The sequence below is a fragment of the Salmonella sp. HY31 genome (assembly GCF_042604575.1).
GTDB classification, from domain to species: Bacteria; Pseudomonadota; Gammaproteobacteria; order Enterobacterales; family Enterobacteriaceae; genus Salmonella; species Salmonella diarizonae.
Genome location: NZ_CP170479.1, coordinates 2,376,151 through 2,390,482, shown reverse-complemented (window position 1 = coordinate 2,390,482; position 14,332 = coordinate 2,376,151). Strand labels below are relative to the sequence as shown.

Annotated in this window: 11 protein-coding genes and 1 pseudogene; 6 read left to right on the top strand and 6 right to left on the bottom strand. The window is 53.0% G+C overall.

From position 1 onward, the window contains the following. Window positions 1–269 precede the first annotated feature (269 nt). Complete coding sequence (locus ACE15A_RS11350; RefSeq protein ID WP_053509709.1) at window positions 270–1,307, bottom strand: NADP-dependent oxidoreductase; 1,038 nt, start codon at window positions 1,305–1,307, stop codon at window positions 270–272. A 221-nt stretch (window positions 1,308–1,528) separates the two neighbouring features. Between ACE15A_RS11350 and mddA the strand changes: the two genes are divergently transcribed. Further along, a complete protein-coding gene (mddA, locus tag ACE15A_RS11345; RefSeq protein ID WP_023249409.1) occupies window positions 1,529–2,047 on the top strand; it encodes an L-methionine sulfoximine/L-methionine sulfone acetyltransferase in 519 nt (172 codons plus the stop codon). After that, the gene (locus ACE15A_RS11340; protein WP_023249410.1) at window positions 2,044–2,493 is read left to right on the top strand and encodes a DMT family transporter; all 450 of its coding nucleotides are present in this window, start codon (window positions 2,044–2,046) and stop codon (window positions 2,491–2,493) included. Before mddA ends, ACE15A_RS11340 begins: the two co-directional genes overlap by 4 nt. Before the next feature lie 4 nt (window positions 2,494–2,497). On the opposite strand, the gene ACE15A_RS11335 is transcribed toward ACE15A_RS11340, so the two are convergent. Further along, a complete protein-coding gene (locus ACE15A_RS11335; RefSeq protein WP_000018717.1) occupies window positions 2,498–2,731 on the bottom strand; it encodes a YdcY family protein in 234 nt (77 codons plus the stop codon). A 223-nt stretch (window positions 2,732–2,954) separates the two neighbouring features. On the opposite strand from ACE15A_RS11335, the gene srfA reads away from it, so the two are divergent. Genes srfA through srfC form a run of 3 tightly spaced genes read left to right on the top strand, consistent with a single transcriptional unit; the run spans window position 2,955 to window position 9,407 of the window. Further along, window positions 2,955–4,280: a virulence-associated effector SrfA gene (gene srfA, locus ACE15A_RS11330; protein WP_053509710.1), complete on the top strand. Its 1,326-nt coding sequence runs from the start codon at window positions 2,955–2,957 to the stop codon at window positions 4,278–4,280. Between the two features lie 4 nt (window positions 4,281–4,284). Next, a complete protein-coding gene (locus ACE15A_RS11325) occupies window positions 4,285–7,266 on the top strand; it encodes a virulence factor SrfB (RefSeq protein ID WP_053509712.1) in 2,982 nt (993 codons plus the stop codon). Next, window positions 7,263–9,407 (top strand): virulence-associated effector SrfC, encoded by a 2,145-nt coding sequence (gene srfC / locus ACE15A_RS11320; protein WP_053509714.1) that lies wholly within the window; start codon window positions 7,263–7,265, stop codon window positions 9,405–9,407. Before ACE15A_RS11325 ends, srfC begins: the two co-directional genes overlap by 4 nt. 44 nt (window positions 9,408–9,451) lie before the next feature. On the opposite strand, the gene ACE15A_RS11315 is transcribed toward srfC, so the two are convergent. Beyond that, window positions 9,452–9,625: a GhoT/OrtT family toxin gene (locus ACE15A_RS11315; protein ID WP_002952378.1), complete on the bottom strand. Its 174-nt coding sequence runs from the start codon at window positions 9,623–9,625 to the stop codon at window positions 9,452–9,454. 197 nt (window positions 9,626–9,822) lie between these two features. On the opposite strand from ACE15A_RS11315, the gene yncL reads away from it, so the two are divergent. Continuing rightward, window positions 9,823–9,918, top strand: a complete 96-nt coding sequence (yncL, locus tag ACE15A_RS11310; protein WP_001103198.1) for a stress response membrane protein YncL — start codon at window positions 9,823–9,825, stop codon at window positions 9,916–9,918. A 104-nt stretch (window positions 9,919–10,022) separates the two neighbouring features. Here yncL and patD read toward each other — a convergent pair whose 3' ends face one another. The 3 genes and pseudogenes from patD to ACE15A_RS11295 all read right to left on the bottom strand — a co-directional run bounded on the left by patD (window position 10,023) and on the right by ACE15A_RS11295 (window position 13,903). Further along, the gene (gene patD, locus ACE15A_RS11305) at window positions 10,023–11,447 is read right to left on the bottom strand and encodes an aminobutyraldehyde dehydrogenase (RefSeq protein ID WP_053509715.1); all 1,425 of its coding nucleotides are present in this window, start codon (window positions 11,445–11,447) and stop codon (window positions 10,023–10,025) included. 150 nt (window positions 11,448–11,597) lie between these two features. Continuing rightward, on the bottom strand, window positions 11,598–13,007 hold the full coding sequence (ycdR, locus tag ACE15A_RS11300) for a GntR family transcriptional regulator YdcR (RefSeq protein ID WP_023249415.1): 1,410 nt from the start codon (window positions 13,005–13,007) through the stop codon (window positions 11,598–11,600). A gap of 144 nt (window positions 13,008–13,151) precedes the next feature. After that, a pseudogene (locus ACE15A_RS11295) lies at window positions 13,152–13,903 on the bottom strand (M15 family metallopeptidase). Window positions 13,904–14,332: the final 429 nt, after the last annotated feature.

The window sequence follows — 14,332 nt, the reverse complement described above, 5'->3', positions numbered from 1 at the left end:
TTAATTGTAAAAAAGATAATCCAGACCTGAACGGCCAAATAAAAGTGATAATTTACTTGCGTGATATTCTCATCTTTTACAACAATACAGGTTTCTTTATGGCAACCGTTTTATCTCCGTCCTCCCCTCACGTATCGAGATTTTTGACCGATTCAGGCTGCTGAAGGAGATAAACTGCCTCACCGCGACCTGTATGATGAATATATAAGTAAAGCCGGAATTTTAAAATTTGCACATTTTTATGGCGACATAATGCCGCCATTTTTTCTTTACGTATCGTCCGCTAAGCGTATCACAACTTTGCCAAAGTTCTTCCCCGCCAGCAGCCCCATAAACGCTTCTGGCGCCTTCTCCAGCCCATCGGTAATCTGCTCCCGATAATGCATTTTTCCTTCTTTGATCCAACGTCCCATTTCTTGCTGAAACTCATGTATCCGGTGACCATAATCCTGGTTGATGATAAATCCTTGTAGGCGGATACGCTTTTTGAGTAACGTCGCCATCAGCAGAGGCAGTCTGTCTGGACCGTCCGGCAACGCTGTCGCATTGTAGCCGCTAACCAGACCGCAGAGTGGAATCCGCGCCGAAGTATTCAGTAGCGGTAAGACGGCGTCAAAGACTTTACCACCAACATTCTCATAATAGATATCGATTCCCTGCGGGCAGGCCTGCGCAAGCTGTTGCGGGAAATCATCAGCGTGATGATCAAGGCACAGATCAAACCCCAAAAGTTCCGTCGCATGACGGCATTTTTCCGCGCCGCCGGCAATACCCACGACCCGGCAGCCCTTCAGCTTGCCAATTTGCCCAACCGTTGCGCCTACGGGGCCGGTGGCGGCTGCGACAACCAGCGTTTCGCCCTCTTTCGGCTGACCGATATCCAGTAACCCCATATAGGCGGTAAACCCCGGCATTCCTAAAATTCCCAACGACCAGGAAGGATGTTGCGGATTATCACCCAGCTTTATCAGCCCATTGCCATCTGAAATGTCATAATCCTGCCAGCCATTGTAACTCAACACCCATTCATCTGGTCGGTAATCAGGATGGTTCGACGCGACAACGCGACTGACCGTACCGCCAACCATAACGCAGCCAGGTTCAACAGGCGGCGCATAAGAAGGTTCATCGCTCATGCGGCCGCGCATATAAGGGTCGAGCGATAAAAAAACGGTACGCAATAGTACCTGCCCTTCACCGGGCGTCGCGACGTCATCTTCTTCGAGGCGGAAGTTATCCATCTGCGGCGCGCCGTGGGGGCGCGAGGCCAAAACCCAACGACGATTTCGGTTGGTGTGTTGCTTCATTCTATTCTCCTCATGCCTGGCATAATCCATCAATAATAGTCGAACATTCGCTATCTGAGGGAGTTAAACACTCTCAGATATCAGGCGCCTTTCGCCGCTGTGCGCTTTTATGAACGACTGCCTCAGCCCCTCGCCCAACGTGAATTCTTGCGCTAATCCGTTGATTTATGCCGCCTTCAATAGTATTTCTAACACTATCGTGAACATTCCCTGGAGTTCCTATGACGATACGCTTTGCCGATAAAGCAGACTGCGCCGCGATTACCGAAATCTATAACCATGCGGTATTACATACTGCGGCCATCTGGAACGATCGGACGGTCGATACGGATAATCGCCTTGCCTGGTATGAGGCCCGTCAATTACCGGGCTATCCGGTGCTGGTAAGCGAAGAAAATGGCGTGGTGACTGGCTATGCATCATTTGGCGACTGGCGCAGTTTCGACGGTTTTCGCTATACCGTCGAGCACTCGGTTTATGTTCATCCGGCGCACCAGGGGAAAGGACTGGGGCGAAAACTGCTCAGCAGACTGATCGACGAAGCCCGACGCTGCGGCAAGCACGTGATGGTGGCCGGCATTGAGTCGCAGAATGCGGCCTCAATACGCCTGCATCATTCGCTGGGGTTTACCGTCACCGCGCAAATGCCGCAGGTCGGCGTAAAATTTGGCCGTTGGTTAGATCTCACGTTTATGCAGCTCCAGCTTGATGAACGCGCCGCGCCGGACGCCTGCGAATGAACCAGTCTCTGACGCTGATCTTTTTGATCGCCGCCGGCGTCGGGCTGGTGGTACAAAACAGTATTATGGTGCGTATTACGCAGACATCATCGACGATTCTGATCGCTATGCTGTTGAACTCGCTGGTAGGGATCGTTTTATTTGTTACGATATTGTGGTTTAAGCAAGGCGCTGCGGGCTTCGGCGAGCTACTCGCCAGCGTTCGCTGGTGGACATTGATCCCCGGTCTGCTGGGGTCATTTTTTGTATTTGCCAGCATTAGCGGGTATCAGAACGTCGGTGCCGCGACGACAATCGCAGTACTGGTCGCCAGCCAGTTAATCGGCGGACTGGCGCTGGATATCGCGCGTAGCCACGGCGTCACGTTACGCGCAATGGTCGGGCCAGCGTTTGGCGCACTGTTGCTGGTCATTGGCGCATGGCTGATTGCGAAACGCCAGTTTTAATAGGTTACAGGATCGTGCCGCCTTTGGTGAGCTGTTCGCGGCGCGCGTCCCGATCTTCTTTATATTGCCTGCCATGATGCGCGATAGCCGTGCGTAAACGCTGCTGCTGCGCATAACGATCTTCGCGACGTAATTCAGCGTCATCGCTCAGGGCAATCAGCAATTCATTCATATGGGCAATAACGCTCTCTGCGATGGCGGCATCCACGCGGGCGCTCACTTCCTCCAGGTGCGACATAAGCTCTCCTACTCTTTATTCTGTAACAGCATGATTCGCCTATTATACGCGTTATTGTCGCCCGATGCGGTAATTCGCCGCCGCCAGCCTGATTTAACTTACGTCAAGTGAAAACACGGGGCTTAATAGACCGAGAATTCGCTCCTTTTTGCCTTTCTTCCGCCGTTTGCTTGCGTATAGACCCCGTAAAGTAGATGCGTGAAGAAGTCTAAGGGATAACAACGTGGCAAAAACTCTCTTGCGCAGCGGCAATCTGGATGACTATCAGGCCGTGGGCGGCGGTGGTCAGGCCGTATTTGAATCAGCATTGCAAATTCGTGAAACGCTTCGTCTGCGTAAACAGCAGGCGATGGTTGACTGTCTGGCGATTCCGCAACTTAACGATAATGGCGATCGGGTTGACTGGTATTCGCCGATTGAAGGTCAGGCGATAGCGTGGAAAGCGGCTGACGAAGAGACACGTTTTCGGGCATTACGTTATTTAGCCAGCACTTTTGAAAGCGCGGCTGCTCTCAGTCGAAAAAGCCTGCAATCCGGTAAAACCGCGCTTCAGCTATTTGGGTCGCTACTTGAAAAAGCGACGCAATTTCCCGGCGAAAATCATGTTTTCCTGGTTAACGGCAAACCGGTTATCACCTTCTGGGGATTCGTTAATCTCAACGAAAATACACGCGATGATGTACTGGACTGCCTGCGGATAACCGAGGCGATCCCTGACATCCCTCTGGTCGAGCCGGAACCGGAACCTGAAGAAAAACCGCTTGTAGAGGCGGCATTTAGTCAGGCGGATGAACCTTTGTTAACGTCTATCATTGAGCCGCCGAAAATGCCGGAAGAACCTGTTGCGCCGCAAGTTATCGCCAGCGAACCGCAGCCGGCCACTTCCATTCCGGTCGCTGAGGCGAAAAGATCTCGCCGTCTACCGCTGTGGAGCTTACCTGTCGCTGCCGTGGTGATCGCCATCGTCGCCACGCCCTTTTTCTGGCAATCCTCATCCGTTGACGGTTCCTCTCCTGCTCGCGTCGCGCCTGTCGCTATCGCGAAAACTAACGTTACCCCATTGCCTGAATTAACCGCTCATTTGCCGCTGCATCGTGCTGATGTGACGCCCGCCCCCAAAGCGGCGCCGCTGCCGGAAGCGCCTGTTATCATTGCCGCTATCCCCAAAGACGCACTGGTGATGGACAATACGCAGATGAAGCTTGGAACCACGCGCTTTTTAAACGGTAACTGGCGGGTCAGTGTGGATGTCAAAGATCCGATTACCGGCAAGCCGCCCTCTCTGCGTTACCAGATCCAAAATAACAAAGGTATCGCGCGCGTAGTACATGGCGATAACGTGGTTTGTCGGGCGGAGATTTTCTCTGGTCTGCATCAAACGGGCGAGCTGATGATTAAAAGCCGCGGCAATGCGCGCTGCACCGACGGCTCACGTTATCCGATGCCGGAAATTACCTGTAAAGCGGGCGTCAATGACGTCGCAACCTGTACCGCCCGTTATGGCGACCACACGGCAATTCCGTTGACGTTTAAAAAGATAGGTACCTGATTTTATGTTGGTCAATCTGTGTGATTACAAACAGAGCGTCACGCTCATTGCAAACAGCGGCGTCCAGTTTCTTGATTTTGGCTTAACGCCGCAAGAGTCGGCCCACTACGGACGTTTTGTGCGCAAAACGGCAAACGGTCCGCTACTGCGCCTCGATTTTGATCTGACCAGCGGGCGCTACACATTGCCAGGACGTGCTGGCGGCCAACCTGAAGTCGTGAAACCGGAAAGTACTCAGACGCTGCACTATTCTCTGGACGTACTCGATGGGATCTGGCTTCCCCTACCATTTCTGCGTTTTAATCCGCCGCGTACCTTTATTGACGGGCCGGATAACTGGGCGCGCATTCAGGTACGTAAACTCAGCGAGCCAGATAGCGCCGGAAACACACACCGGATCACCCTCGCCTTCGACAGTCAACTGGCAAAAAATATGCCTCCGGCGTTGGCGCCTTGCGAAAACGATCTGCTCAATGGCACACGTTTTGCGCTCGCCTGGCGCGATGAAGAAGTTGCCGATTTTCTTGACCAGACATGGATTGACGGCTGGTTGCGCGAGTCGTTTCTTCAGTATGCCTCACAGGTAGAAAACCGTTCGGAACAGGCCATTCAACAAGCGCTGCGTAGCTTTGAGTATCAGGCGCACTGGTTGAATTTACTGACGCTGTTAGGCGAACAGCTTACGGTGCCGGAAGTGAAGTTTGTGACACATACGTTAAGCACGCCCGCAATCCCGGTCGATCTGATTCTGGATGTCGGCAATACGCATACCTGTGGCGTATTGATCGAGGATCATGGCGATGCGAATGACGGGTTACGCCAGACGGCAGAGCTTCAGGTGCGTTCGTTAAGCGAGCCGCAGTATCTGAACGATCCTTTATTTACCAGCCGGGTGGAATTCTCAGAAGCGCGCTTTGGCAAGCAACACTTTTCGGTCGAAAGCGGACGAGATGACGCCTTTGTCTGGCCTTCCATTGTGCGTGTGGGCGACGAGGCTCGCGCCCTTGCTATGCAGCGTGTGGGCACCGAAGGCAGCAGCGGCATCTCCAGCCCGCGCCGCTACCTGTGGGATGAAACCCCCGCCTTGCAAGACTGGCGTTTTAGCCAGATGCACGGTAAAACGCAGCGCGAACCGCTTGCCACCGCGTTTCCGCTGATGAATCTGATGAACGACGACGGACAGCCGCTATTCAGCCTGCCGCATGAAGAAAGACTACCGGTTTTTTCGCCGCAATACAGCCGTAGCACCTTGATGACGCATATGTTGTGCGAAATTCTGGCTCAGGCGCTGGGGCAAATTAACAGCGTCGCCACCCGGCTGCGACTCGGCTTTCCCGCCTCGCCGCGCCAGCTACGTACCCTAATTTTAACGCTGCCTTCCGCCATGCCGAAACAGGAGCGAGAAATTTTCCGCCAGAGAATGTTTGAAGCGCTGGCGCTGGTCTGGAAAGCCATGGGCTGGCATCCGCAGGATGAGGATTTCACCACGCCTAAGCAGCGTGAAAAAAGCGTGATTCCGGTACCAGAAATACAGATGGAATGGGACGAAGCAAGTTGTGGCCAACTGGTATGGCTTTATAACGAAGCTATTTCGCATTACGCCGGGCGTACCGAATCCTTTTTTAACGCGCTGGCCAGACCGGATCGCCAGCCTGAACCCGGCGTAGAACCCGGACGCGCGCTGCGCGTGGCATCGATTGATATCGGCGGCGGCACGACGGATATGGCGATCGTTCACTATCAGTTAGATGACGGCGTGGGGGCCAATGTAAAAATTACGCCTCATCTCCTGTTCCGCGAAGGTTTTAAAGTCGCCGGGGACGATCTGCTATTGGATATCATTCAGCGCTGCGTACTCCCTTCCCTGCAAACGGCATTGCAACGGGCAGGCGTTACGGATGCCGCCGCCCTGCTGGCGACCTTATTTGGCGATTCGGGACGAATTGATACTCAGGCCATTTTGCGCCAGCAAACGGCGCTGCAATTATTTATGCCGCTGGGCCACGCGGTACTTTCCGCCTGGGAGCAAAGCGACATTAACGATCCGTTTGCCGGTTTACATGCGACATTTGGCGACCTGCTGATCCGCCGTCCAACGAATAATGTGATGAACTATATCCAGCAGGCAATCGATCATGCCTTACCGTCTGGTTCGCCGGCATTTGATGTATTCAATGTGCCGTTGCAAATCCAGTTTAGCCAGCTTCAGGAGGCGCTGCTGGCCGGCCAGTTTACGCTAACAACGCCGCTTCATGCGGTCTGCGAAGCGATCTCCCACTACCACTGCGATATCTTGCTGGTGACGGGGAGACCGACCTGTTTACCTGGCGTGCAGGCGCTCATCCGGCACTTACAACCGGTGCCGGTTAATCGCATTGTCTGGATGGATAAGTATCAGGTACATGAATGGTATCCCTTCAGTCAACAAGGGCGTATTGGTAATCCAAAATCCACTGCCGCAGTGGGCGCGATGTTGTGTAGCCTGGCGCTGGATTTACGTCTGCCGCGTTTCAATTTTAAAGCCGCTGATATCGGCGCGTATTCGACCGTGCGTTATCTCGGCGTACTGGATAATACCGTCAATACGCTTCGCGATGAAAACATCTGGTATCACGAGATCGATCTGGATAAACCCGGCGCAACGCTGGACGCTCGCCTGCATTTTCCGCTACGCGGCAACGTGACGTTGGGTTTTCGTCAGTTGGCTAACAGCCGCTGGCCTGCGACCCCACTCTATTGTCTGAGCATTAATTCCGCCGAACTGGCGAAAACCATCGCTGGCGACGGCGTACTAAATGTCCGACTGAAATTACGCGGCAGTAGCAAAGATAGCGCCCCGGAATCGTTCACATTAAGTGATGCCTGGCTCCAGGACGGGACGCCGATCGCCGCCGATGCGCTGACATTAAAATTGAATACGCTGGCTGACCGCCGCCACAGCGGTAGCCACTACTGGATAGATAGCGGGAGTGTATACCTGAAATGACAAAACCGTTAAACGCCACCCAGGCTGTTATCGAGTGGGTTAACAACACGCGCCGTTACGCAACGCGACTGGATGACGAAGCCGACGCTCTGCTGGCGCAACTTACGCTCGCCGCAGCGGATGAGTCAGCGCTCAACGCCGCCTGCGCATCACATGGCTGCGTCGGTCTGTATGGGTATGCGCAATCCGCAAAAGCATATCTGTTAACGACGCTATGCGGTAACGAGAATGGCAAGCTGGAAATTACCACGCCGGACCGTAACTATGATTATTTCAGCCACATCAATCCGGGTCATGCGCCAGCGAATATGGCTATTCGCTTTACGCGCGACGTTTGTTCAAACGAGAGTGGCTGGCCGTTGCGCCTGCGCTTGATCAGTGAAGCCGAACTGGTGCAGCTTTTTATTGCCTGGACCAGCTCGTCCTCCGTTTGTCGCCAGGTAGAAAAATCCATTATCACCTCACGCCTGGAGAAATGGCAATCGCTTCGCCAACCTCAGCCCGTCCCCGGCGTTACCGCTGAAGAGGTAGCCGCCATCGCGCGTTTCTGGCGCTCTTGCCTCCCGTCCGCCAGACAACATATTGATGATGCGACATGGCAACACTTTGCCTCGCTCTTGCCTGCGGTGGATCTCACGACACGGGCGCACGCCTGGGCATTACTGTGGGGAGAACAGCCGGAGATCACCCAGCAATGGCTGGCGCTGGCGCATATGTTGCAACAAACAGGTCATGCGGAGGAACTGGCGGCGCCGCTCAGCCTGTTGGTCGATCATTTTGGCTTACCGGCGGAAAACTTCCTGACGCAAATGGCGCTAACCGCCAGCGATACGCAAAGCGATGTGGTGGTGCATCCGGTTAAGGAGGGCCGATTGCTCAATGCGGTCAGCCTTTCGCTTGATTCTCTGGCGCTGCTTACCCGCGAACTGGTGCTAACCGTTGAAAATAGCGTACTGGATAACGTTGATTTACTGGATATTCCGGTCGCGCCAGGCATTCATCCTCATCCGTTATGGCGGGCGAAATTAGGCTGGATGCTGGCCCATTACCGTCAGCAGGTACAGCCCGATGTTCTGGTGATCTGCAATGCTCTGGCATCCCGCTCACAAACGTCCACCACCGCCCGTCACTTACTGGAGTGGGTTAACGCCACTCAGCCGCAGCGTGAATCAGCGTTACCTGGCGTCGTCTGGGCAATTACTCCACAGGATGCCCGTTTTGCCACCCAGCAAAATCTGGATGAAGCCGTCCAGCAATTGATGGGTAAACCTGGCGTGCATTGGGGAACGTTGCAGGCACTGGATAAACACAGTATGCAGCGTTTGGTAGAATGGCTATCGCAGGCGACATCGGCACCACAGCGACAGGCGCGCTTACAGGCGTTACGCGAACAACTGAGAGACCGCGTGCGCGATCTGTTACCGGTGTTTGATGACGCGCGACTACCAGTTGAAACCGTGATCCGGCGTCTTCAGGCCCAGGCCGCCAGACATGGTGACCTGCTGGCCGGGCTGTTACCACCGATACAGAATTTCGACGCGTTGCTGCGCATCCGACAGTCGCGAGAAGAACAGGTCAGCGGTTTATTTAATGACGCGATCGATCTCTTTGCCGACGAACCAACGCGCGCTTCAGCGTCAGAAGGTCACGAAACGGGCTATCAGGCGCACAAAATGTGGATCAATCATCTGCGCCAGTGGGCCCGCTGCCAGGATAATGCGCAGCGTCTGGGACTGGAACCGCAGATGCTCAACGCCGTGGCGGATATTTTAATTACCGCCAGCTATCGTCTCGGCTTACCTCTGCAGTTACAGAAAACCATGCAGCGTGAGGAGGTGAGCGGTGCTCAGCTCCATGCCATCATCGGTAACTTCATCGCCTGGCTTGGATACACAAATATCGAGGAGGCCCAACGCCCGGCCAGCCGCGTTCAGAAAGGCGCAGCCATTTTCGCCGCAACGCAGCGTTCGACAATGTTGCGTTTAACAAAGCTTGACGAACAGCCCGTTCACGCCGCCAGCCGCTATGTCTATGACTGGCTTGTTGCGCTGTATACCCTGGCCAATGAGAACGCAGGATATCGGCATCCGCAGGACATTACCGACGTAGACAGAGAGCAATTAATTGCCCTGATAACCTGATCTGGCGGAAAAACCATGCCCGGTAACGTTTATCGGGCTTGAGGTCAGAAAAGCGAAAACAGCAATGCCACGGGGAAACTTATCGGCCATGTCGCGCCAACCAAAAAGGCGCTCAGGAAACGAATTCGTTTTTTGTCATGAGTCAAAAACCAGGTGATCAGAAATGATATTACCGCCATGACGGCGTAAAAAACTAACATCTTTTGATAGAGGGACATATCAGGCATCCGCGCCAGCCAGAGGAAAAAACGCGCGCAATATGCTCTTTTTTTTGACACACATCAAGGTTTATCCGCCTTAACAGCAAAATGTTCTCAATGCACTGCTCCGCTCACAGAATGTCCTGTTTAAGTATTATTGCGGATCTCGCCAACCCGTACTATACCCATATGGGTTATGATGAAAGGTGGCAAAAATGAATGTTTCCAGTAAAACCGTAGTGCTGATTAATGTCTTTGCTGCTGCAGGACTTTTGGGTCTGATCTCGTTGAGATTCGGCTGGTTTGCTTGATGTGTTCACCCTTTGAGTACTTGCTGCGCATGTTGGCGGGGAGGTTCCCCTCTCCGCCGACACCCGCCTATTTTTTCATGACTTTTCTGAAGAGTAAATGATCCTTAATGCTTAACCATGATGTGGCGGACAATCGTGTAGTCTTCCAGACCATACAATGACATATCTTTGCCGTATCCCGACTGTTTTTGCCCTCCATGCGGCATCTCGCTAACCAACATGAAATGGGTATTAACCCAGGTACAGCCGTACTGCAATCTGGCGCTAACCCGATGCGCCCGCCCAACGTCCTGAGTCCAGACGGAGGATGCCAGACCATAGCGAGAATCGTTGGCCCACCTCAGAACCTGATCTTCATCATCAAAGACGGTCATACTGACCACCGGGCCGAAGACCTCGCGTTGAACGATGGCATCCTCCTGTTTTGCGTCTGCCAGCAACGTCGGAGCGAAATAGTAACCTTTACCTTCCATTTGATTTCCGCCGGCAATTACGCGGATATGGCCGAGCGCCTTCGCCTCCTCGACAGCCGCTGTGACGCGCGTCAAATGCGCCAGCGAACTTAACGGCCCCAGCTCTGTTGATTCATCCTCCGGCGCGCCCATTTTCAGGCTGCTCACCGCATCTCCTAGCTTTTCGATCAGCGCATCATAGATACCGCGTTGTGCGTATATACGGCACGCCGCAGTACAATCTTGTCCGGCATTATAGAAACCGAAGGTCCGGATGCCCTGCGCCACCGCATCCAGATCGGCATCATCAAAAACAATCACCGGGGCTTTACCGCCGAGTTCCATATGCGTGCGTTTTATCGCTGACGCAGTATGACGCAGAATATGCTCCCCGGTCGCGATAGCGCCAGTTAAAGAGACCATGCGTACTTTTGCATGTCCGGTCAATACATCGCCAACAGTTTGCCCTCGTCCGAACAGGACATTGATCACCCCCGGCGGAAAGATATCCTTCGCCAGCGCGGCAAGTTTAAGCGCCGTCAGCGGCGTGATTTCAGAAGGCTTAATCACCACGCAGTTACCTGCCGCCAGCGCGGGCGCCAGCTTCCAGGCCGCCATCATGAGCGGATAATTCCACGGCGCGATAGAGGCAACTACACCAATCGGGTCCCGGCGGATCATCGACGTATGTCCCTCCAGATATTCGCCCGCCGCCAGCCCATTCAAACAACGGGCCGCGCCAGCAAAAAAGCGAAAGACATCTATGATTGCCGGAATTTCATCATTGATTACGCAGTGCAAAGGCTTACCACAGTTTTGCGATTCCAGCCTGGCGAGCACAAGAGCGTTTTGCTCGATGCTGTCCGCCAGTTTTAACAGACATTCCGCCCGTACTTTGGGCGTGGTCTGCCCCCATGCGGTAAACGCGCTATCGGCGGCCAGCACCGCGTCGTCAACCTGCGCGGGCGACGCTTCCGCAATCTCAAGTATTACCTCGCCTGTCGCCGGGTTATAAACGGACTGCCTTTCTCCCTCGCCGTCCACCAGTACGCCATTAATCAGTAATTGATATTGCATAGCATTTTCCCATATCGTCGTTAATCGATTTTCCGGCGAACAGGCCGCCGCTTTCCTAAAAATAGACGGCGCGCCAGATGCTCACCCGGCACGCTCGGGAAATTTAGCCAGGTTGTGAGCTGGCACGCATTCCACCTTACGGCAAGGTATTTAGCGCAGCATCTCGCGAATCAGACAGCCAAGCTGTTTTACGGCCTGTTCTTCTCGTTCTCCCCAGTGCCATGCGGTGTTAAAACGAAAGAAACGCGTCCAGGCACCGGACGTTGAAAACATTTTCCCCGGCGCGATACTGATATGGTGTTCAAGCGCTTTAGCGCTAAGTTCGCCGGCATCAAGCTGTTCAGGCAGCTCCAGCCAAAGAAAATAACCGCTATCGTTATGGTGAATTTTTACTTCCGCCGGGAGATGGCGCAAAAGGGTTTGCCAGGCTTGCTGTTTACGTTCGGCAAGCTGCCTTCGCAATCGGCGCAGATGCGCGTCATATCGACGTGTCGAGAGATAATCCACTAACGCCAATTGCATGGGGGAACTGGTGGATAATGTGCTCATTAACTGCAAACGCTGAATTTGTCTGGCATGGCTTCCTCCCGCCACCCAGCCAATGCGAAAACCGGGAACCAGACATTTGGAAAAAGACGAACAATGCAACACGCTATCGTCGCGATCCCATGCTTTGGCGGGCAGCGGTTTCTCACGGCCAAAGTAGAGTTCGCTATAGACATCATCTTCAATTAGCATCACGTTATAGTGCGTGAGTAACGCAACCAGCCGCGCTTTTTTCTCAGCGCTCAGCGTAAACCCTAACGGGTTCTGGCTGTTGGTCATTAACCAGCATGCTTTCACCGGATACTCCTGTAACGCCTGTTCCAGCGCCACAAGATCGATCCCTTCTTTGACATCGGTGGGTATCGACAACGCTTTCAGGCGCAATCGCTCCAGGGCCTGTAGCGCACCGTAGAAACAGGGATTCTCTACCACTACCCAGTCTCCCGGCGACGTCACTGCCTGTAAACTGAGGTTCAACGCTTCCAGCGCGCCGGCGGTAATGACAATCTCGTCAGGAGAAACGGTAATTCCCTGCTGTGCGTAACGGCGTGCTATCGCATAGCGCAATTCTGCATTACCCGGCGGCAAGTTTTCGATTACGCTCATTGCCGTCGCAGTTTTACTGACCTGTGCCAGAGAGCGATTCAGTTGCGGCAAGGGGAACAGGCGCGGATCGGGAAACGCTGAAGCAAAGGGTACGACTGAGGCATCGCGGCTGGCCTGGAGCATCTCAAAAATATAGGTATTGATATCTACTGCTTCATCCCGAATAACGTGCGCCGGAGTCGCGACTGACCGACAAACCGGATGCGGCGCGACATAATAACCGGATTGCGGACGGGCGATAATCCGTCCCTGACTTTCCAGCAACTGGTACGCATGACCGACAGTCATAAAACTCATACCGCTACTGGCGACCTGCTCCCTCAGAGAGGGCAGTCGATCGCCGGGTTGCCAAACGCCAGAAGCGATTTGTTCTCTAATTTGCTCCGCCAGACGTTGATATTTTTTCATTATTCGTTCTCATTGAGCGCTACTTGCAGGTGGCAACTGCAGTGTATATCAGTTATTAAAATTAACAACGATTTGCTAACTGTTATGGTGTTTTCCAACAGGCGTAATGATCAGATTTCGCAACAAAACGTCGTTTCAGGGTCTCTACTGAACGAGAAAATCAAACCAAGTCTCCGGGTATGGCTCATTAGTAAGAGAGAAATGCCACCATTCGGTATCCAGTGACGTAAAGCCGGCATCACGCATCAATGTTTGTAATAACAACCGATTTGCGCGTTGCTGAGCGGTAAGCATAATATTATCGGGGTGGGATAACGGACTAAAACAGTCAAAGCCGGTACCAAAATCGAGACTATTATCAGGCGAACGTTGCGCCGCTGGCGCAGTACAATTCACCAGTGGTCGGCCTGGATGGTATATCGGTATCTTACTGTCGAGTGGAACGATCGTTAGATCAAGCGTGCTTCCCCGACTGTGGCTGGATTTGGCGGCAATATAACCTTCCTCAAACAGGCGACTTTTCTCTACATGCGGATAAAATTCGTTTTTCATTTGGTTTTGAGAAGGATCTTTGGCCCAGGCGATAAAGTCGTTCACTGCAGTTTGCGGACGGTAGCAATCATATATTTTTAAGGTAAGTCCGAAGGGATATAGACGATCGGCGACCTGCTTTACCGCGTTCGCGGCTGGCCGTGTTAACAGGCAAACAGGCGCTTTATAACCTTTAATCGGGCGACCAATAAAGTTATGGGAAGTGAAGTATCGCGTACGTCGGGGGCGACCGTAGTAATATCGACAACATCTTTTGGTCGGTGGGAATCAATATGGCTTTCAGCTGGCATTGCCTGAAGAGACAACAGGCTGAACAGGAGGAAAGGAGATACGCATTTTACCATATACTACACCTCGCGGAAATCACAGGGGTGATTATGTATTTGAGCAGGGAAACATTAGCGGACAGCGCTTAAACAGATGGTTAAAATAAGCATCTTTTTCATTACGTAATAATATGAGTTCGTATCGGTAGTTACAGGATAAATGCATCAATACTTTTCCTGCATAATATTAACGGACTGATAAAATAGCCATAAAAAAGCGCCACGTTTTGCTGATGATTATCGCCAGTCGGCCAGAACGGTGTTTACGCCTGGCTCGACTGGCTACAATAACTAATTAAAGGCAAAAGCTATAGGCAAGTGGTATCCAGGTCTGCCCACTGCATACCTCCATACAGAAATCTGGTGGATGCCCTTGTTCTGTACAAATCCACGCCATCGCTGGTGTTGAAAAAACTGTAGCGAACAATATTAAAACAGATGCCAGAA

What these genes read in the sequence shown, in the direction of transcription:
- ACE15A_RS11350 (WP_053509709.1), bottom strand. Translation starts at nt 1,307, where the DNA reads ATGAAGCAACACACCAACCGAAATCGTCGTTGGGTTTTGGCCTCGCGC.
- mddA (WP_023249409.1), top strand. Translation starts at nt 1,529, where the DNA reads ATGACGATACGCTTTGCCGATAAAGCAGACTGCGCCGCGATTACCGAA.
- ACE15A_RS11340 (WP_023249410.1), top strand. Translation starts at nt 2,044, where the DNA reads ATGAACCAGTCTCTGACGCTGATCTTTTTGATCGCCGCCGGCGTCGGG.
- ACE15A_RS11335 (WP_000018717.1), bottom strand. Translation starts at nt 2,731, where the DNA reads ATGTCGCACCTGGAGGAAGTGAGCGCCCGCGTGGATGCCGCCATCGCA.
- ACE15A_RS11325 (WP_053509712.1), top strand. Translation starts at nt 4,285, where the DNA reads ATGTTGGTCAATCTGTGTGATTACAAACAGAGCGTCACGCTCATTGCA.
- srfC (WP_053509714.1), top strand. Translation starts at nt 7,263, where the DNA reads ATGACAAAACCGTTAAACGCCACCCAGGCTGTTATCGAGTGGGTTAAC.
- ACE15A_RS11315 (WP_002952378.1), bottom strand. Translation starts at nt 9,625, where the DNA reads ATGTCCCTCTATCAAAAGATGTTAGTTTTTTACGCCGTCATGGCGGTA.
- yncL (WP_001103198.1), top strand. Translation starts at nt 9,823, where the DNA reads ATGAATGTTTCCAGTAAAACCGTAGTGCTGATTAATGTCTTTGCTGCT.
- patD (WP_053509715.1), bottom strand. Translation starts at nt 11,447, where the DNA reads ATGCAATATCAATTACTGATTAATGGCGTACTGGTGGACGGCGAGGGA.
- ycdR (WP_023249415.1), bottom strand. Translation starts at nt 13,007, where the DNA reads ATGAAAAAATATCAACGTCTGGCGGAGCAAATTAGAGAACAAATCGCT.